The sequence below is a fragment of the Rhizobium sp. CC-YZS058 genome (genome assembly GCF_034720595.1).
GTDB lineage: Bacteria > Pseudomonadota > Alphaproteobacteria > Rhizobiales > Rhizobiaceae > Ferranicluibacter.
In genome coordinates this window covers 2,042,065-2,060,527 of sequence record NZ_JAYESJ010000001.1, presented here as the reverse complement: position 1 = coordinate 2,060,527, position 18,463 = coordinate 2,042,065, and the positions used below count along the sequence as shown (strand labels likewise).

19 protein-coding genes are annotated in these 18,463 nt (G+C 65.4%); 11 read left to right on the top strand and 8 right to left on the bottom strand.

Annotated elements, in window-relative coordinates:
* The first annotated feature begins 40 nt into the window (after positions 1 to 40).
* A complete protein-coding gene (locus tag U8330_RS09785; protein ID WP_323105058.1) occupies positions 41 to 880 on the top strand; it encodes a UDP-2,3-diacylglucosamine diphosphatase in 840 nt (279 codons plus the stop codon).
* Between the two features lie 180 nt (positions 881 to 1,060).
* Positions 1,061 to 2,272, top strand: a complete 1,212-nt coding sequence (locus U8330_RS09780) for an MFS transporter (protein ID WP_323105057.1) — start codon at positions 1,061 to 1,063, stop codon at positions 2,270 to 2,272.
* A gap of 15 nt (positions 2,273 to 2,287) precedes the next feature.
* On the opposite strand, the gene dgcA is transcribed toward U8330_RS09780, so the two are convergent.
* Positions 2,288 to 3,286: an N-acetyl-D-Glu racemase DgcA gene (gene dgcA / locus U8330_RS09775; RefSeq protein WP_323105056.1), complete on the bottom strand. Its 999-nt coding sequence runs from the start codon at positions 3,284 to 3,286 to the stop codon at positions 2,288 to 2,290.
* A gap of 107 nt (positions 3,287 to 3,393) precedes the next feature.
* Between dgcA and U8330_RS09770 the strand changes: the two genes are divergently transcribed.
* The 4 genes from U8330_RS09770 to U8330_RS09755 all read left to right on the top strand — a co-directional run bounded on the left by U8330_RS09770 (position 3,394) and on the right by U8330_RS09755 (position 7,664).
* Complete coding sequence (locus tag U8330_RS09770; RefSeq protein ID WP_323105055.1) at positions 3,394 to 4,545, top strand: ABC transporter permease; 1,152 nt, start codon at positions 3,394 to 3,396, stop codon at positions 4,543 to 4,545.
* A gap of 113 nt (positions 4,546 to 4,658) precedes the next feature.
* Entirely contained in the window at positions 4,659 to 5,477 is an 819-nt protein-coding gene (locus U8330_RS09765) for an ABC transporter ATP-binding protein (protein ID WP_323107245.1), read from the top strand.
* 9 nt (positions 5,478 to 5,486) lie between these two features.
* Positions 5,487 to 6,857, top strand: a complete 1,371-nt coding sequence (locus tag U8330_RS09760) for an MlaD family protein (RefSeq protein ID WP_323105054.1) — start codon at positions 5,487 to 5,489, stop codon at positions 6,855 to 6,857.
* Between the two features lie 195 nt (positions 6,858 to 7,052).
* The gene (locus U8330_RS09755; protein ID WP_323105053.1) at positions 7,053 to 7,664 is read left to right on the top strand and encodes an ABC-type transport auxiliary lipoprotein family protein; all 612 of its coding nucleotides are present in this window, start codon (positions 7,053 to 7,055) and stop codon (positions 7,662 to 7,664) included.
* 333 nt (positions 7,665 to 7,997) lie between these two features.
* On the opposite strand, the gene U8330_RS09750 is transcribed toward U8330_RS09755, so the two are convergent.
* Together U8330_RS09750 and hemF are read right to left on the bottom strand one after the other, a co-directional pair.
* Positions 7,998 to 8,300: a BON domain-containing protein gene (locus tag U8330_RS09750; protein ID WP_323105052.1), complete on the bottom strand. Its 303-nt coding sequence runs from the start codon at positions 8,298 to 8,300 to the stop codon at positions 7,998 to 8,000.
* A 65-nt stretch (positions 8,301 to 8,365) separates the two neighbouring features.
* Positions 8,366 to 9,277: an oxygen-dependent coproporphyrinogen oxidase gene (hemF, locus tag U8330_RS09745; protein WP_323105050.1), complete on the bottom strand. Its 912-nt coding sequence runs from the start codon at positions 9,275 to 9,277 to the stop codon at positions 8,366 to 8,368.
* A 170-nt stretch (positions 9,278 to 9,447) separates the two neighbouring features.
* On the opposite strand from hemF, the gene U8330_RS09740 reads away from it, so the two are divergent.
* Complete coding sequence (locus tag U8330_RS09740) at positions 9,448 to 9,708, top strand: hypothetical protein (protein WP_323105048.1); 261 nt, start codon at positions 9,448 to 9,450, stop codon at positions 9,706 to 9,708.
* A gap of 5 nt (positions 9,709 to 9,713) precedes the next feature.
* On the opposite strand, the gene U8330_RS09735 is transcribed toward U8330_RS09740, so the two are convergent.
* Positions 9,714 to 10,196, bottom strand: a complete 483-nt coding sequence (locus U8330_RS09735; protein ID WP_323105047.1) for a tRNA (cytidine(34)-2'-O)-methyltransferase — start codon at positions 10,194 to 10,196, stop codon at positions 9,714 to 9,716.
* Positions 10,197 to 10,679: 483 nt separating this feature from the next.
* On the opposite strand from U8330_RS09735, the gene U8330_RS09730 reads away from it, so the two are divergent.
* Positions 10,680 to 12,551 carry an ABC transporter ATP-binding protein gene (locus U8330_RS09730; RefSeq protein ID WP_323105046.1) on the top strand — a complete coding sequence of 624 codons (1,872 nt, stop codon included), beginning with the start codon at positions 10,680 to 10,682 and terminating at the stop codon, positions 12,549 to 12,551.
* A 59-nt stretch (positions 12,552 to 12,610) separates the two neighbouring features.
* On the opposite strand, the gene U8330_RS09725 is transcribed toward U8330_RS09730, so the two are convergent.
* The 4 genes from U8330_RS09725 to U8330_RS09710 form a co-directional block, all read right to left on the bottom strand.
* On the bottom strand, positions 12,611 to 13,093 hold the full coding sequence (locus tag U8330_RS09725; RefSeq protein WP_323105045.1) for a DoxX family protein: 483 nt from the start codon (positions 13,091 to 13,093) through the stop codon (positions 12,611 to 12,613).
* The gene (locus U8330_RS09720) at positions 13,090 to 13,860 is read right to left on the bottom strand and encodes a DNA-binding domain-containing protein (protein WP_323105044.1); all 771 of its coding nucleotides are present in this window, start codon (positions 13,858 to 13,860) and stop codon (positions 13,090 to 13,092) included. Before U8330_RS09720 ends, U8330_RS09725 begins: the two co-directional genes overlap by 4 nt.
* 5 nt (positions 13,861 to 13,865) lie before the next feature.
* The gene (locus U8330_RS09715) at positions 13,866 to 14,720 is read right to left on the bottom strand and encodes a DUF692 domain-containing protein (protein ID WP_323105042.1); all 855 of its coding nucleotides are present in this window, start codon (positions 14,718 to 14,720) and stop codon (positions 13,866 to 13,868) included.
* A 65-nt stretch (positions 14,721 to 14,785) separates the two neighbouring features.
* Complete coding sequence (locus tag U8330_RS09710; RefSeq protein ID WP_323105041.1) at positions 14,786 to 15,070, bottom strand: DUF2282 domain-containing protein; 285 nt, start codon at positions 15,068 to 15,070, stop codon at positions 14,786 to 14,788.
* A 205-nt stretch (positions 15,071 to 15,275) separates the two neighbouring features.
* Between U8330_RS09710 and U8330_RS09705 the strand changes: the two genes are divergently transcribed.
* The 3 genes from U8330_RS09705 to U8330_RS09695 all read left to right on the top strand — a co-directional run bounded on the left by U8330_RS09705 (position 15,276) and on the right by U8330_RS09695 (position 18,459).
* Complete coding sequence (locus tag U8330_RS09705; protein WP_323105040.1) at positions 15,276 to 15,839, top strand: sigma-70 family RNA polymerase sigma factor; 564 nt, start codon at positions 15,276 to 15,278, stop codon at positions 15,837 to 15,839.
* A complete protein-coding gene (locus U8330_RS09700) occupies positions 15,836 to 16,471 on the top strand; it encodes a DUF1109 domain-containing protein (protein WP_323105039.1) in 636 nt (211 codons plus the stop codon). Before U8330_RS09705 ends, U8330_RS09700 begins: the two co-directional genes overlap by 4 nt.
* Positions 16,472 to 16,581: 110 nt before the next feature.
* Positions 16,582 to 18,459: an ABC transporter ATP-binding protein gene (locus U8330_RS09695; protein WP_323105038.1), complete on the top strand. Its 1,878-nt coding sequence runs from the start codon at positions 16,582 to 16,584 to the stop codon at positions 18,457 to 18,459.
* Positions 18,460 to 18,463: the final 4 nt, after the last annotated feature.

The window sequence follows — 18,463 nt, the reverse complement described above, 5'->3', positions numbered from 1 at the left end:
TTTTAGCCTTGAAGAACCGCACGAGTTCCTGCGAGGCCCCATGACAGAGACCAAGCCCGACCCGGCGCCGCGCCGCTATCGCACGCTGTTCATTTCCGATGTCCATCTTGGCTCCAAGGCGGCCAAGACCGACTATCTGCTCGATTTTCTGCGCCACCACGATGCCGAAACGATCATCCTCGTCGGCGATATCGTCGATGGCTGGCGGCTCAAGCGCTCCTGGTACTGGCCGCAGGCCTGCAACGACGTGGTGCAGAAGCTCCTGCGCAAGGCGCGCAAGGGCACGCGCATCATCTATATTCCGGGCAATCACGACGAGTTCCTGCGCGACTTCCCCGGCGTCCATTTCGGCGGCATCGAGGTGGCCCCGCGCCATATGCACGAGGCGGCGGACGGACGGCGCTACCTCGTTCTGCATGGCGATGAATTCGACGTCGTCGTCCGCAACGCCAGGCTGATCGCCCATCTGGGCGACTGGGCCTATGACATGGCGATCGCGATCAACATCGTCCTGTCCGCCGTTCGCCGGCGACTCGGCATGCCCTACTGGTCTTTCTCCGCCTGGGCGAAGCTGCAGGTGAAACACGCCGTCAATTTCATCGGCGCCTTTCAGAGCGTCGTCGCCGAGGAGGCCCGGCGGGCCGATGCCGATGGCGTCGTCTGCGGCCATATCCACCATGCGGTGATGACGGAGATCGACGGCATCCGTTATCTCAACACCGGCGACTGGGTGGAGAGCTGCACCGCCATTCTCGAGCATCAGGACGGGCGGATGGAGCTCGTTCACTGGCGCGAGATCCTGGGCAATGTCGTCGAGAACGAACCTTCGCACGAAGCGGAGGCGCTCCTCGCCGGCATGATCGGTCGCCACGCGGCCTGACGCGTGCGTGCGGCCGGTGCGGGCTTCGATCTGCCGGCCAACGGTTCCTCTAACGGCATTGAGGTCGAGCGTTGCGGATTTGCCGCGCCTCGGCGGGAAAGCGGTGTGGCCGCCATTGGGCGTGATCAGCGGGGCGGTCGAGCATGCTAACAGGCTGCGGTCTCCCGCAGGTTTCTACCCATGATTCTCTCCGATTCCGCCCCGCCCGTCCTGCATCTGGCGCCGCGGCATTTCACGACGCGTCTGGCGCTCCTCTTCTCCGGTCCGCTGCTCGTCAACGGCTTTGCCATGCCCTTCTTCCCGATCTGGCTGGCAACGCTGCATATGAGCGATCCCGAGATCGCGCTCATCCTCGCCGTGCCGATGTTCCTGCGGGTGTTCACAGCGCCGCTCGCCGGGGTGCTTGCCGACAGAATGGGCGAGCGGACGCGGCTTCTGCATGTCTCGGCCGTTCTTTCGCTGCTGACCGCGCTGGCGCTGTTCGTGTCCGACAGCTTCTGGTTCATCCTCGTCGTCTACACCCTGCAGGGCGGCGTCTATTCCCCCTATGTGCCGATCGTCGAGGCGATCGCGCTGTCCGGCGTGCGGCGCTGGGGCTTCGACTATGCGCGGATGCGGCTCTGGGGCTCGATCGTCTTCATCGTCGCCACCATGATCGGCGGCGAGCTGATCAGCCTGGTCGGCGGCAGCATGGTTCTGCCGGCCATGGCGCTGAGCTTCGCCGTCATGATCGGCATCACCTTTTTGGCGCCCAAGGTCGGCCCGCCGCGCCGGCCCTCGACGTTGACCTCCCTGGCAGCCCCGCAGCCGAAGGCACTGCGCCGCCGCGATGTCCAGACGCTCATCCTCGGCGTGGGCCTCGTCAATGGCAGCCATGGCATGCTCTTCGCGTTTTCGGCACTCTACTGGAGCAAGATCGGCTTTACGGGCACGGAGATCGGCCTGCTCTGGAGCGCCGGGGTGCTGGCGGAAATCGCCATGTTCGTGGTTGCCAAGCCGTTGCTGCTGCGCATGAGCCTCTGGGTCATGATCCTGTCGGGCGCGGCGTTGGCCGTCGGGCGCTGGCTTCTCTTTCCGCTCGACCTCGGCTTCGGCGGCTATCTGGCGCTGCAGACCATGCACGCCTTCACCTATGCGCTGATGCATACCGGCCTGCAGAACCAGCTGGTGCGCCAGGTGCCGGAGGAGCAGGAGGCCGGGGCGCAAGGGCTCTATTTCTTCTACACCGGCCTTTCCACCGCCGTCTGCACCTTCATCTCCGGCTATGCCTATGCCTGGTACGGGGCGAGCGGCTTCTATGCCATGTCCGCAGTGGCCGCGCTCGGCGTCAGCCTGATCGTCGCGGCCTGGACGATGCAGCGCGGCCCGGCGATGACGCGCCGTGCCGCGTAAGGAGGCACTGCCTGTCTAGCCCCAGAGTGCGGGGACGGGCGGCAGCAGGGTCGAGCCCTCATAGGTCAGGCCCGGCTCACGGTCGCGGGCCAGCAGCAGCGGCCCGTCGAGATCGGTGAAGGCGGCGCCCTGGGCCACGAGGGCGGCCGGCGCCATGCCGAGCGAGGTTCCGACCATGCAGCCCACCATGACCTTCAGGCCCAGCGCATCGGCCCGCTTCCGCATGGCAAGCGCCCCCGTCAGCCCTCCTGTCTTGTCGAGCTTGATGTTGACCGCATCATAGCGGCCGAGCAGGCTTTCCAGCCCCTCGGCGGTCTTGCTGCTCTCGTCCGCGCAGATCGGCACCGGATGGGCGATCTCGGCCAAGGCCTGGTCCTCACCCTCCGGCAGCGGCTGCTCCACCAGCGCCACGCCCTCGCCGGCGGCAACGGCCAGATGCTCGGCGAGCGTGTTCGGTCGCCAGCCTTCGTTCGCATCGACCACCAGAACGCAATCGGGCGCAGCCGCACGAACCGCCCTGAGGCGGGCCGAATCACTACCCGTGCCGAGCTTGATCTTGAGCAGCGGACGATGCGCCTGAGCGGCTGCCGCTGCAGCCATCTCGCCCGGTTCGCCGAGCGAAAGCGTGTAAGCGGTCACCAGCGGACCGGGCAAAGCGAGACCTGCAGCCTGCCAGGCTGCGACGCCGCTGACCTTCGCCTCCAGGTCCCAGAGCGCGCAATCGACCGCGTTGCGCGCAGCGCCCGGCGGCAGTAGCGTCTGCAGAAGCTCGCGCGACACACCCCCTTCCAGCGCCGCCCGCACGCTCTCGATCGCCGCAAGCACGCTCTCGATCGTTTCGCCATAGCGGGCATAGGGCACGCATTCGCCGAGGCCGACTGCGGTGCCGCACTGTAAGCGGCAAACGACAACACTTGCCGCCGTTTTCGATCCGCGCGAGATGGTGAAGGCCTCCTTCAGCGGAAAATGTTCCACGGCGAGCTGCATCGCCCGTCTCGGTTCGTCCCTTGCCATCGTCCGTTTCCTTCCCATTTCCTGCGGTGACAGATGCTCTGCGACTCGCTAAGAGAGGTTAACGCCTTTTAGCATTTGCGAACCCTCCCGAAAGAACTTTGAGCCGCGTGACCACAGCCTCCCAAACCACCGATGCGACAGTGGAGCGCGACGAAGCCGAAGGACAGGACCGGGTTTTCCGTTTTGCCGGAACCTGGCGCAGCACTCAGCTTCCGACCGCCGTTTCGAAGCTCGACCAGCTTGCCAAGGATGGCGGGCAGGGCCAGGCGCGCCTCGACCTTTCGGGCGTCGACGGCATGGATACGGCCGGCGCCTGGGCGATTCGCCGCTTCATGACCAAGCTCGGCGGCGGCGAGGCCGTTACGCTTGATGGCGGCAAGCCGGGCTATCTCGAGCTCATCAGGGCGCTGCCGGCCGAACTCAAGCAGCCGGCCAAGGAGAAGGCGGAACGCAAGCCGCTCTTCTCCCGCATCTTCTCGCCCATCGGCCGCGTGACCATGGCCGCCTGGGAGGATCTGGTCGCCGCGCTCTACATCGTCGGCTCGGCGGTGCGCGGTGCGCAGCTCAAAGTGGGGCGCCATAGTGGTCTTTCCCCTGCAGCGATCGTCAACCAGATCGATCGCATGGGCGTCCAGGCCGTGCCGATCATCACGCTCATGTCGTTCCTGATCGGCGCGATCATCGCGCAGCAGGGCGCCTTCCAGCTTCGCTATTTCGGGGCCGAGCTCTTCGTCGTCGATCTCGTCGGCATCCTGCAGCTGCGCGAAATCGGCGTGCTGCTGACCGCCATCATGATCGCCGGCCGTTCCGGCAGCGCGATCACGGCCGAAATCGGCTCGATGAAGATGCGCGAGGAAATCGACGCGCTGAAGGTAATGGGCCTGAGCCCGATCGGCATCCTCGTCTTCCCCCGCCTGGTGGCGCTGACGATCGCCCTGCCGCTCCTGACCATCATCGCCAATTTTGCGGCACTGGCCGGCGCCGCCGTCGTTACCAATGCCTATTCGGGCATCACCTACCAGACCTTCCTCTCGCGCCTGCAGGAAGCGGTCGATTTTTCTTCCGTGCTCGCCGGCATGATCAAGGCGCCGTTCATGGCGCTGATCATCGGCATCGTTGCGGCCGTGGAAGGCTTGAAGGTTGGCGGCAGCGCCGAATCGCTCGGCCGGCAGGTCACCCAGTCCGTGGTCAAGGCGATCTTCGTCGTCATCCTCGTCGATGGCCTGTTCGCCATCTTCTACGCGGCGATCGATTTCTGATGGGAGCGGACGCGGTGGACCAGCATCTGGACGACAATGATCGCCTTGCCGAGGAGGATGCAACCCCGACCGGCGTTCAGCCGCAGGCCAGCGAAGGCAAGGACGAGCGCGAGATCGTGCTGTCGGTCAAGGACCTGACGGTCGGCTTCGGCTCGAATGTCGTGCTCGACAAGTTGAACCTCGACATCCGTCGCGGCGAGATCCTCGGCTTCGTCGGCGCCTCGGGCACCGGCAAGTCGGTGCTGATGCGCACGGTTCTGCGGCTGCTCCCGCGCCGGTCCGGCACGATCGAGATCCTGGGTGCCGACTACGACGCGGCCACGCCGGACGAGCGCATCGCGCTCGATACGCGGCTCGGCGTGCTGTTCCAGCACGGCGCACTCTTCTCCTCGCTGACGGTGCTGGAAAACATCCAGGTGCCGATGCGCGAATATATGGACCTGCCGCAGGAGATGATGGACGATCTCGCGCGGCTGAAGATCGAGCTCGTCGGCCTTGCGCCGGAAGCGGCGGACCGTTTTCCCTCCGAGCTTTCGGGCGGCATGATCAAGCGCGCAGCGCTGGCCCGTGCGCTGGCGCTCGATCCGGATCTTGTCTTTCTCGACGAGCCGACCTCCGGCCTCGACCCAATCGGCGCCGCCGAGTTCGATGAGTTGATCGCCAAACTGCGGGACACGCTGGGGCTCACCGTGTATATGGTGACTCACGACCTGGACAGCCTGTTTTCCGTTTGCGACCGGATCGCCGTTCTGGGCAAGAAGCGTGTTCTGGTCGAGGGGACCATCGAGGACATGCTCGCCTTCGACGATCCCTGGGTCCAGTCCTATTTCAAGGGCAAGCGAGCCCGCTCGATCGTCCGCGACGAGGAGCCGCGCGGCGATGAGCCGGGCGAAGTCGAAACACCAAGCGCGCAGAGCCGCCTGCAGGGATAACCGCACACGATGGAAACCAAAGCCAATTACGCCATTGTCGGCTTCTTCACCGTCGCTGTCATCTTCGCCGCCTTCGGCTTCGTCTACTGGATGTCGCAATATGGCCGCAGCGGCGAGATGGTCGAGCTGGTTGTCTCGATTCCAGGCTCGGCCAACGGCCTGTCGGTCGGCTCCGCCGTTCGCTTCAACGGCATCCCGGTCGGCTCGGTGCGCAGTCTGGCCATCAATGCCAACGATCCGAACTTCTCCGTCGCCGTGACCGAGGTCGCCCTCGACACGCCGGTTCTCGAATCGACCAAGGCCATGCTCGAGGTCCAGGGCCTGACGGGCGCGGCCTATATCGAGCTCAGCGGCGGCAACAAGGGCGAGCAGAACATCCTGCAGAAGGCGCAGGAAGAGGGCCGCTCGGCGCAGATCCAGGCGGATCAGTCGAGCGTGACGAGCCTGCTCGCCACCGCCGACAAGATTCTCGACCGGGCCGACAATGCGATCGGCAATATCGAAGGCTTCGTGTCCGACGTGCGCGGCCCGTTGACCGAGACGATCAACAATGCCGACCGCTTTTCCCGCTCGCTCGCCGACAATGCCGAAGGCATCGACAAGTTCCTGGAAAGCGTCAGCGCGCTCTCGACCTCCATCAACGGCGCGGCGGAGAAGCTCGATTCGACGCTCACCTCTGCCGATGCGCTCGTAAAGGCCGTCGATCCCCGCAAGGTCAGCACCATTGTCGGCAATGTCGAACAGATCAGCGGCAATCTGAAGTCGGCTTCCGACAGCGTCACCGATACGCTGGAGAGTGTCCGCCGTACGGCTGATACCTATGAGCGCTTCGGTGTCCGCGCGACCCAGACGCTGACGCAGGTCACGACGCTGGTCGCGGCAATCAGCCCGGACAAGATCAGCGCCTTCGTTGACGATGCATCGACGGCCGGGGCGGAGGCGCGTCGCGCCGTGGCGTCCTTCGCCGATCTCGCCGCCAACATCAACCAGCGCCGGCCCGACATCGACAAGACCATCTCCAACGTGACCGAAATGGCCAACAAGCTGAACGCCGCATCTAGCCGCGTCGATGGCATCCTCGTCAAGCTCGACGGCTTCCTCGGCGATGCCGACGCGCCGGGCATCTCCCAGGATGTGAAGTCGACGCTCGCCTCCTTCCGCAATGTCGCCGACAACATCAACGCTCAGGTCGGCCCGATCGCGGCCAATTTCCGCCGGTTCTCCGCCACGGGCCTGCGCGATATCGAGGCCTTGGTCGACGACACCCGCCGTGCCGTTCAGACGCTTGATTCGACGGTCGACAATTTCGACAAGAACCCGCAGCGCCTGCTGTTCGGGGGCGAGACCGTCAAGCAATATGACGGGCGCACGCGCCGCTGAGGCGCGCCACCGCCTCGTTTGCCTGGCTTTCCCGCGTCCTCCGCCGCTTGCGCGGCGGGGATCGCGGAGCAGGCGTGGCAAGTCTGCACTGCCTCACGGATTTCTTCGACAGAGCTTACATTCGGGAGCGCTTAGGCCTTGCCAGCGGCGTCCGCCTCTTTAAGTTGCTGCGGAACGATAAGGGTTTTGAAACGCATGGTTTTCCCGGACATCAGTATCAAGCGGCAGGCAGGGTTTTTCCGGGCGTCGTCCGTTGTTCTTCTCCTCGCCGCCCTCTCCGCCTGTGCCGGCAAGGCCAACAACGACACCTACAGCCTGTCCTCGGTCCCGACCGTGGCCGGACCGGCGTCCACCGGGCGTCAGATCCTCGTGCCCGAGCCGACGGCCCTGAAGGCGCTGAACAGCGAGCAGATCGTCGTGCGGCTGAAGGGCGCCGAGCTGCAATATCTCGCCGATTCGCAGTGGAGCGACCGTCTGCCGCGCATGGTGCAGGCCAAGATCGTGCAGGCGTTCGAAAACTCTGGCAAGGTCGGCGGCGTCGGCAAGCCGGGCGAGGGCCTGGCGATCGACTATCAGGTCGTCAGCGAGATCCGCGCTTTCGAGGTGGAGACGGGCGCCAATGATGCCGTGGTCGAAATCTTCGTGAAGATTGTCAACGACCGCAACGGCACTGTTCGCGCCCAGCGCGCCTTCCGCGCCGTCGCCCCCGTCAGTGGCTCCGGCAAGCCCGCCTTCGTCAAGGGCCTCGACACCGCCGCCGCTCAGGTCGTCGCCGAGATCGTGGCCTGGACGCTGAAGCAGATCTGAGGGTAAGAGTCGTCTCTGCTGCAGGCCGACCCTGTCAGAACGACCTGTGCGCGTGACAAGTCCCCCTCTGGCCTGCCGCCCATCTCCCCTACAAGGGGGGAGAGACCCAGCCGCTTTTTGGGCGGAAGTCCTCATCCTTTTCATTCTGCAGCGCGCGCCAACGTATTCCCCTTGTTCGCCAACCCAGCTTCCAACGCTCAAAGGGGGCGAGCGACCGCCACACGGTCTCTCCCCCCTTGTGGGGGAGATGGCCGGCAGGCCAGAAGGGGTTTTCTGGCCTCGCAATCAAAAGCTGTCTCTGCGGACAATACGGCCGGGCAGACCAAATGTGCGTCACACCTTCCGGTCCCGCTCCGCCGTTGCGCTGTCGCGATCGGGCGTGGTGAGGCGGTTATCGACCGCGGTGACGCCTTCGACCGCCCTGGCGGCTTCGGCTGCCCGCTCGATTTCTTCCAACGAGGCGACGAAGCCGGACAGGGTGATCGTCGTTCCGCTGGCGACGACGTCGATCTCTGAGGCTTCCAGCCCCTGAACGCCCGCCAGCATACCGGCGACCCGGCTTTCGAGGTCGGCGCTGCCCTGCGGGTCCTCTTCCAGGGCCGGGTCGCCAAAGAAGGCGCGTTGCTTGAACACCATGATCTGTCCTCCGTGCGGATGTGGTGCCCATCCAACTTCGGCGGATGCGTTTTGTTCACCCATGCTCAGGGATAGCGCACCACAGGGGGCAGGGAGGAGAGGATCGACTCGACATTGCCTCCGGTCTTCAGGCCGAAGATCGTGCCGCGATCATAGAGGAGATTGAACTCCACATAGCGGCCACGCCGGATGAGCTGCTCATCGCGGTCCTCCTCCGTCCAGGGCGTGTTGAAGTTGCCGCGCACGATCTTCGGATAGACCATGGCAAAGGCGCGGCCCACATCCTGGGTAAAGGCGAAGTCCGCCTCCCAGCCGCCCTTCTCCGCGCCGGAATGCAGCCAGTCATAGAAGATGCCGCCCGTTCCGCGCGGCTCGTTGCGATGCTTGAGGAAGAAATACTCGTCGCACCAGGCCTTGAACCGGGGATGGTCGGCGACCGCATGGCGCTGGCAGGCGATTTCGAGGCCGCGGTGGAAAAGCACCGTGTCGGGATCGGTCATCGCCCGGCGACGGTTGAGCACCGGCGTCAGATCGGCACCGCCGCCAAACCAGTGGCTGGTGGTGACGACCATCCGCGTGTTCATGTGCACCGTGGGCACATGCGGATTGACCGGGTGGGCGATGAGCGAAATGCCCGAGGCCCAAAAGCGCGGATCTTCCGCCGCACCCGGGATCTGGGCCCGGAATTCCGGCGAGAACTCGCCATGGACGGTCGAGGTGTGAACGCCGACCTTTTCGAAGACGCGGCCGCTCATCATCGACATCACGCCGCCGCCGCCCTCTCCGCCGTCGCGGCTCCAAGGCTTGCGCTCGAACCGACCGGGCGGCGTCTCGGACAGCGGGCCGGTCAGCTCGTCTTCCAGTCCCTCGAAGGCACTGCAGATCGTGTCGCGCAGCGTTTCGAACCAGGCGCGCGCCTTGGCCTTCTTCTCCTCGATATCGTCGGGCAGGCCGATCGGCAGGCTGGGTCGTTCCATGGCGGGTCCTCGGGCAATACATGCGTGATCGTGGGTGCGGAGGGTGTCCGCGGGCGACGAATCACGGCGTCCAGCCGCATTAACGCAATTTGCCTTAGGCCGCGAATCGACTCGCAAAATGCGTGCCTTGACCCTATCTTTTCCCTGTTGGTTCACGGCGAGGGAGCGGCATGGCAAGACTTCCGAAGCGGCCGCCCCTGGACGGCCTCAAGCGACAGATCCACCGCCACCGGCAGAGCCGGCCGCAGGCGCGCGACAGCCTCTTCGTGCGCGAAACCTTCCGCCTCGACCGGCCCGCCGCGCGTGAAAAGGCGCAGGAATGGTTCGAAACCTGGCCCAAGGCCGCTTACTGGACGGAGGTGGAGAGCTGGCGGCAGCTGGAGGACGGGGCAATCGAATTCACCATGCGCCGGCTGCCGACCGCAGACTGAGCGCCTTATCCTCCAGCGTGTCCAACCCACTGCGTCTGGCGAAGCGCCTCGCCGGCGATCATCGCGACCGACATGGCAAGGTTCAGCGACCTCTGGCCTTCGACCATGGGTATGAGAATTCGCGCGTCCGCCACCGCGTGCACCGAATCCGGAACGCCGGCGCTCTCGCGCCCGAAGATCAGGATGTCGCTGTCCGCAAACGCATGTTGCGTATAGGGCAGGGCGGCCTTGGTCGAGGCAAGGATCAGGCGCCGGCCCGTTTCGGCCCGCCAGGCCTCGAAGGCCTGCCAGCTGGCGTGGCGGGTCAGCACGACGCTCGCCAGATAGTCGAGCCCCGCGCGCTTCAGGTTCCGGTCGGACAGCGCAAAGCCGGCCGGTTCGATGAGATCGACGCTGAGCCCAAGGCAGGCCGCCAGGCGCAGGATCGTGCCGGTGTTCCCGGCAATATCAGGCTGGTAAAGGGCAATGCGGAGGGAGGAAGACGGCATGGGTGCTGACCGGCGGAGGGCGGGCCTGCTGCCTAGCAAAGCCGAAGGGGGCTGTCGATGCCGCCGCCGCTTGGTTCCGCGCAAGACGGCGCGTGATCGAATGGCAACAGGAAGTTCCGATCCGGCGCTCGCACGTCGAAGCGTGCAGCCGGGGGTGGCACGGCGCGGAAAAAGCGGCTATGACACCCGCCTGCGCCAACACGAACCTTTGGAGGAGGCATTCCATGGATCACCCGCTCAGCGCTGGCCTGCGCCTTCTCTCTCCAGCCTGGCTCGGCTGACGGTTCGCGCCGCTTCTTCTCGGAAACCTTCTTGCGCCGTCGCGCGCCCGGCACGTCCTTCGTGCCGCCCCGGTTTTTGAGGCCCGATCCCCCACGATGAACCGGATGCGGCTGGCCGCCTCCTTTTTCCATCCGATGCGCGGACTGCCACCGACTTCAGGCCCGTCCCTCCCATCGGCCATTCCCTCAAGGGAGCTTGACAATGTTCGGCTGGTTTGAATCCCGCCTCGACCCCTATCCGTCGGAAGAGCCGACGCATCCTCCGGAAGGATTGCTTGCCTTCTGCTGGCACTATTCCAAGCCTGCGGCCGGCTTCCTGGCGCTGATGGCCTTCTGCGCCATGGTCATTGCCGTCGGAGAGGTCGCGCTGTTCCAGTTCATGGGCAGTCTCGTCGACTGGCTCGCCAATGCCGACCGCGCGACCTTCCTGGAGCGCGAGGGCTGGCGGCTGGCCTTCATGGGCGCGATCATCCTCGTTCTGCTGCCAGGTTTCGTGGCGCTGAATTCGATGATCATGCACCAGGTGCTGCTCGGCAATTACCCGATGATCGCCCGCTGGCAGATGCACCGCTTCCTGCTGCGCCAGAGCATGACCTTCTTCGCCAACGAATTTGCGGGCCGCGTGGCGACCAAGGTCATGCAGACCTCTCTGGCCGTGCGCGAATCGGTCATGAAGGTGCTCGACGTTCTCGTCTATGTGGTGAGCTACTTCGTCTCGATGCTGGTCGTGGTCGGGGCGGCGGACTGGCGGCTTCTCGCGCCGCTGATCGTCTGGCTGGCGCTCTACATCGCCATCGTCGCCTATTACGTGCCGCGCCTGCGCAAGATCTCCAAGGATCAGGCGGATGCGCGATCGATGATGACGGGGCGGATCGTCGACAGCTACACCAATATCGGCACCGTCAAGCTCTTCTCCCATGCCGGCCGCGAGGAAGCCTATGCCAGGGAGGGCATGGATACGTTTCTTGCGACCGTGCATCGGCAGATGCGCAAGGTCACGATGTTCCACGTGCTCGTCTACACGAACAACTGCGTCGCGCTGTTCTCGATCGCTGCGCTCGGCATCCATCTCTGGCTGACGAGCGCCATCTCGGTCGGTTCGATCGCGATTGCCGTGGCGCTCGCCATGCGCATCAACGGCATGTCGCAATGGGTGATGTGGGAGGTCTCGGCGCTCTTTGAGAATATCGGCACCGTCTATGACGGCATGCAGATGATGAGCAAGCCGCACGACATCGTCGATCGTCCGGCCGCCAAGCCGCTCGTGGCGTCGAAGGGCGAAATTCGTTTCGAGGCAATCGGCTTCCATTACGGCAAGACCCGCAGCGTCATCGAGGAGCTTTCGCTCACCATTGCGCCTGGCGAGAAGGTCGGCCTGGTCGGGCGCTCGGGCGCCGGCAAGACGACGCTGATGAACCTCATGCTGCGCTTCTACGAGCTGGAGCGGGGCCGGATCCTTATCGACGGGCAGGACATCAGCGCGGTGACGCAGGACAGCCTGCGCGCGGCGATCGGCGTGGTCACGCAGGACACATCCCTCCTGCACCGCTCGATCCGCGACAACATCGCCTATGGCAAGCCGGAGGCGCGCGATCAAGACATCATCGCCGCCGCGAAGAAGGCGAATGCCTGGGACTTCATCGAGCAACTGGAAGACAACCAGGGCCGCAAGGGCCTCGATGCACAGGTCGGCGAGCGGGGGGTCAAGCTGTCCGGCGGCCAGCGCCAGCGCATCGCCATCGCCCGCGTCTTCCTCAAGGACGCACCGATCCTGATCCTCGACGAAGCAACCTCGGCGCTCGATTCGGAGGTGGAGCAGGCGATCCAGGAAAACCTCTTCGCGCTGATGTCGGGCAAGACGGTGATCGCCATCGCCCACCGGCTCTCGACGCTCACCGAGATGGATCGTCTGATCATTCTCGAGAAGGGACGGATCGTCGAGGCCGGCACCCATCCGGAACTGGTCGCTCAGGGCGGGCTCTATGCCGACCTCTGGTCCCGCCAGTCCGGCGGCTTCCTGACCGACGAGTCGGAGGAGAAGGCCGAGGAGTCCCGCGAGGCTGCCGCGGAATGACGACATCCGCCGGAGGGCGCGATTTCTTGCCCCCTCCGGCGTCCACATGAGCTGCCCCGTCAGACGCCAGCCGCGAGCCCCTTGCGGACCAGACGTGCGTCCAGCGACAGGCGGCCCGGGCCGGAGCGGATGATGAGCAAAAGGGCCGCTGCCCAGAGCCCGTGCGTCGGCCAGGCATCCGGATAGACGAAGACCTCGATCACCAGCGTCATGCCGAGCAAGGCCATTGCCGAGAGCCGGCTGGCGAGCCCGATGACGAGGAGGGCCGGGAAGAGATGCTCGGCCAGGGCGGCGAGATGGGCCGCCAGCCACGGATCGATCAGCGGCAGCCGGTACTCGTTCTCGAACAGATAGAGTGCCGAATCGCTGACCGCGAAACCGTCGAGCTTCGTCTGGCCCGAGCGCCAGAAGGTGGCAGCGATCGACAAGCGGGACAGAACGAGCAGGAGATCGAGCGGGATACGGCCGGGCAGGGCGCGCAGCCTCTGCAGCCGTTGGCCATAGGCGCTGTCCTGTCCCGAGTGAGGCACATCGACGGTCATGGGAGCGAGCTTTCTTCGAGATCGGCCAGGACGCCGCAGCTGAGGACGAAGGCCAGGGTTTCGTGGAGGTCGAAGCCATCGGCTTCGGCGGCGGTTCGGCTGGCGGCCGGGCCGAGTGGCAGGCCGTCGGCGAGAGCGGTGAGAAAGGCGCCCGTGCCCTGTGGCAGGGCGTGGACATGAAGGGTGAGATGCGGACGCACGACCAGCACGTCTTCTCCGCCCCAGTCGGCGATCGGCGCCAGCGGCTGCAACCCGCTGTTCATCCGCCAGACCGTCAGCACGGGATAGGGGGACGAGAGCCATCCGGCCGAGGGGTGAAGGCGAAGCCTCAGGCTCTCGATCGCCTCGGCGGGACATGAGGCCAGCCGGGCAGGGTCGAGCACACCGCAATCGGCCGCGTGATAGGCGCGGCCGCGCAGCACTTCGAGCCGCATGAGATCGGCGAGATAAGGCAGAGCCTGCGCCGGCGGAAATGCGCTCACGAACGCCGGCATTCCGTCTCCATAGCCGAGAAGGAGAGGCGAGCGGGGCGGATGAGCGCGCGCATAGGCAAGCGCCATCGCCCGAAAGAAGGGCGCGCCCACCACCTGCTCCGTTGCCGGAAACCGGGCAGAAAGCGCTGAAGCAAGGGCGGACTGGACATTGTTGCGATAGACCTCGAACCGGCTCCTTGGATCGGCGCCGTCGGTCCGCGCGATTTCGGCCGGCACCGTTGGCGGGACGTCGAGCAGCGCCGAGGCGAAGGATGTTTGCAAGCGCCGGTCCATGTCCGTCACTCCGCCGCGATCTGCATGCAGCCGGTCAGGATCGCCCGCGCCTGCGCGGCCTCGCCCATGAGCACGCTCCAGTCGGGAACGTCGTTGTCCCATTCGATCAGTGTCGCGCGCGGTCCCATGCGGGAAAGGGTCGAGGCATAGAGCGCCCAGACAGGATCGATGACCGGCCTGTCATGGCTGTCGATCAGGATGGTTCCACCCGCTCCGTCCGACCGTTCGGCGTGGCCGGCCAGATGAATTTCGCCGACGGCGCCGAGCGGAAAGCGAGACAGATAGGCTTCCGGCTCCACGCCATGATTGCCGCACGCCACGAAGACGTTGTTGATGTCGAGCAGCAGCCCGCAGCCGGTGCGGCGTACGATTTCGGCGAGAAACGCCGTTTCCTCCCAGGTGCTGTCGCTGAAGACCAGATAGGTGGCGGGGTTCTCCAGCAGCATCTGCCGCTTGAGCCGCGCCTGCACCGCGTCGATATGGTCGCAGACGATCTGCAGCGTCCGGTCGGTATAGGGCAGGGCCAGGAGATCGTTCAGGAACTGCTGGTCGTGGGACGACCAGGCCAGATGCTCGGAGAAGCTCTCCGGCTCGTAGCGGTCGCAGAGAACCCGCAACCGGTCGAGATGGTTTTGGTCGAGCGGCTGCTCTCCGCCGATCGAAAGGCCGACACCGTGGATGGAGAGCGCATGATCCCGGCGCAGCGCCGCGAGCATGGCATGCGGCATGCCGCCGGCGCCCATATAGTTTTCCGCGTGGATCTCGAAGAAAGCCGGGCGGTCGTCTGCGGTGAGAATGGCAGGGAAATGCTCGGGCTTGAAGCCGAGGCCAACTCCGGTCGGAAGGTTGCTCCTGAACATGATCGTGGCTCCTGGCTGAACGGGAGGGACGGCCTCAAGGCCGTCCCTGTTGCGGGAAACGGTGTTCAGGCCGGAGCGGGACCCTGGGTCAGCATGCCGTGGCCGCTCGGGGTCTTCATGGCTTCGCAGGTGCCGGCGGGCACGAGCTTGAAGGCATTGGCCTGATAATCGACCTTGGATGTTCCGGCGCAGGTCGTGCCGGGGCCGGCCGCGCAGTCGTTCTGGCCCTTCATGGCAACCCCGTAGCACTTCTCCTTGGCATCCGCGGCGGCGGCGGTAGTGGCGGAGGCGGCGGCAATGGCGGATGCGAGCGTGCTGGCGAGCGCCAGCGTGGCAAAGGCGGATTTCATCTTTCGATCTCCTGGTTCGAACGGCTTCCTTGGCCGTCGGAAAGGAGTACGAAGACGCAAAACCCTCTGTTACAGTCCTCACTGAGAATACTTCCACGATGGATGGGCAGCATGCGAGAGCAACTGCTGCCCTGCCTTTGGGTCGGCGTGAAGAAAGTCGGGAGGCGTCTGTAACAATGGCAACCGCCGACGCGTAAGAGCAGCCATGACGGTCGATCATGCGGAGCGCGATGCCCAATGGGCAGGCTGGATGCGTCTTGCCCTTGAGGGCGATGCGCGGGCCTATCATGCGTTCCTGCAAGCGGTAACGCCGCATGTGCGGCGCCTGGCGCACCGCTGTTCCAGCCGCTATGGCGGGTCCACCGGCGATCTGGAGGACGTCGTGCAGGAGATCCTGCTGACGCTTCATCTCAAGCGCGGCACCTGGGACCCAAACCGGCCGATCGGCCCTTGGCTGGCGGCGATTGCGCGCAACAAGATGATCGACAGCCTGCGGCGTCGAGGCCGGCGGATCGACATTCCGATCGAGGATGTGATGGACGGGCTGGCCGCCCCGATGGAAGACGATCCATTGGACTGGAAAGAGGCGATCGACCTTGTGGCGCGCCTGAAGGACCCGCAGCGCGACATCGTCCATTCCATCTCGATCGAGGGACAATCGATCCGCGAGACGGCGTCCCGGTTGATGATGAGCGAAGGTGCCGTCCGCGTGGCACTTCACAGGGCGTTGAAGACGCTTGCAGCACTCTATAAGGGCCGCGTGCTATGAAGACCGACGACCTCATCCGCCTCCTTTCCGAGGACCGGCGTCCGCCCGTCATCATCAGCCGGCGGCTGCCGCTTGCGCTGGCAGCGGGCGGGGCAGTCTCCTTTGGCCTGCTTCTCCTCACGGTCGGCCTGCGGCCCGATCTCGGAACGGCGATCAGCGGCTGGCGCGTGCTGCTGAAGCTCGGGGCCACCGTGCTGCTCGCGCTCCTTGGCGCCTTAGCCGCCCTCGATGCAGCCCGTCCCGGGCGGGGCGTTCGATCGCAGCTTCTCTTTCTGCTCGCGCCGCTGTGCCTGGTCGCGGCGGGTGGTCTTTATGAGCTTGCCTCCGCGCCCTCCGGCAGCCTGCCGGCCCGCTGGCTCGGACAGAACGCCGCCTTCTGCCTGTTCTTCATCCCGGTTCTTTCGCTGGCGCCGCTCTCTGCGCTCCTCGCCACGCTCCGGCACGGCGCGCCGGACAGTCCACACGTCGCCGGCGCCGTGGCGGGGCTTGCGGCCGGCTGCCTTGCCGCCGCGCTCTATGCGCTGCACTGCCCGGATGACAGCCCGCTCTTCGTGCTCACCTGGTACAGCCTCGCCATCGCCGTGCCGACGCTGGTCGGATCGCTCGCCGGGCGCCGCGTTCTCGCCTGGTAGGTGCGAGGGCTGCTTGTGCGCCTCCCAGGTGAGGCTCTCGTTCCAACCGCGGGCGCACATGTCCAAAGCTTCATTTGCCAGCGGCCGTTGGCCATCTATATGCAGGATCCATGTTCCTGCGCCCGCTCTTTTCCTTCTTCGAAACCTGGATCGAACCCTTCGCGCCGCGCGCCGCCATCGAGCCGCCTGGCGGGCTGGTCGGTTTCGTCTGGTTCTATGTGCGCCAGGCCAAGGCACCGTTCATCGCCATGCTGCTTCTGGGCGGCGCGAGTGCGGCGATCGAGGCGGCGCTCTTCTGGTTCGTCGGCCGGCTGGTGGATATTCTGGCGACGGTGAAGGCGTCGGAGGGGTGGTCGGGCCTGCTCGCCAGCCATGGCGGCGAGCTCCTGGGCATGCTGGTGCTGATCGGCGTCGTGCGCTTCGTCGTGGTGCTGTTGATGGCGCTGGTCGATCAGCAGATCATCACGCCCGGCTTCTACAATCTGGTGCGATGGCAGTCCTATCTGCATGTGGCCCGCCAGTCGGTGTCCTTCTTCCAGAACGATTTTTCCGGCCGGATCGTCACCAAGGTCTGGTCGGGCGGCCAGGCGGCTGGCGATGTCGTCACCTCCTTCATGGACAGCATCTGGTTCGTCGGCATCTATGCCGTCTCGACGCTGGTCCTCGTCGGACAGCTCGACGGGGTTCTGGCGGTCGTCGTCTTCGTCTGGCTGGTCATCTTCGGCGTGCTCGCGCGCTACTTCGTTCCGCGAATCCGCGCCCATTCCAAGGAGACGGCCGAGGCATCCTCCATGCTCTCGGGCCGCATGGTCGATGCCTACAGCAACATCCAGACGCTGAAGCTCTTCGGGCGCGACGAGGAAAACGACCGCTACATGCGCCAGGGCTTCGAGATCTTCCAGGCGACCACGCTGAACTTTACCCGCTTCATCACTGGTGTGCGCGCTTCCATGGCGCTGCTCTCCGGCATCATGATCGTTACCATGGCGGGTCTCTGCGTCGATCTCTGGCTGCGAGGCCTGATCAGTTCGGGCGCCGTCGCCTTCACCCTGGCGCTGGTGCTGCGGCTCAATTTCCTCTTGGGTCGCATGATGGTGCAGTTCAACGGCATCATGCGCAACATCGGCACGATCCAGAATGCGGCGGAGACGATCTCGCGCCCCATTGGCCTCGTCGACCAGCGGGACGCCCAGCCGCTGACGATCGCGTCGCCCTCGATCCGGTTCGAGAACGTCCGTTTCCATTATGGTCGTGAGAAAGGGGTTATCGAGAACCTGTCGCTCTCGATCCGCGCCGGAGAGCGCGTCGGAATCGTCGGGCGTTCGGGCGCCGGCAAATCGACGCTCGTCAACCTGCTGCTGCGCTTCTACGACCTCGAAGGCGGCTGCATCCTGATCGACGGGCAAGACATCGCTGCGGTGACGCAGGAATCGTTGCGCGCGCAGATCGGCATGGTCAGCCAGGATACGGCGCTGCTGCATCGCTCGATCCGCGACAACATCCTCTTCGGCCGGCCGGATGCCGACGATGCGGCACTGCGCCGCGCAGCGGCGCAAGCCGAGGCGCTCGGCTTCATCGACCGGCTCGAGGACCAGCGCGGGCGGACCGGCTTCGACGCCCATGTCGGCGAGCGCGGCATCAAGCTCTCGGGCGGCCAGCGCCAACGTATCGCCATCGCCCGCGTCATGCTGAAGGACGCCCCCATCCTCATATTGGATGAGGCGACCTCGGCGCTCGATTCGGAAGTGGAAGCGGCCATCCAGGACAATCTCGACCGGCTGATGCAGGGCAAGACCGTGCTTGCCATCGCCCACCGCCTGTCCACCATCGCCGCGCTCGATCGCCTGATCGTCATGGAAGAGGGCCGCATCGTGCAGGACGGAACCCATGCGGAGCTGATTGCCCATAAGGGCCTCTATGCCGACCTCTGGTCGCGGCAATCCGGCGGGTTTCTGGCGCGCGAGGAGGTGGCGCAGACTGGAGGCTAGAGAA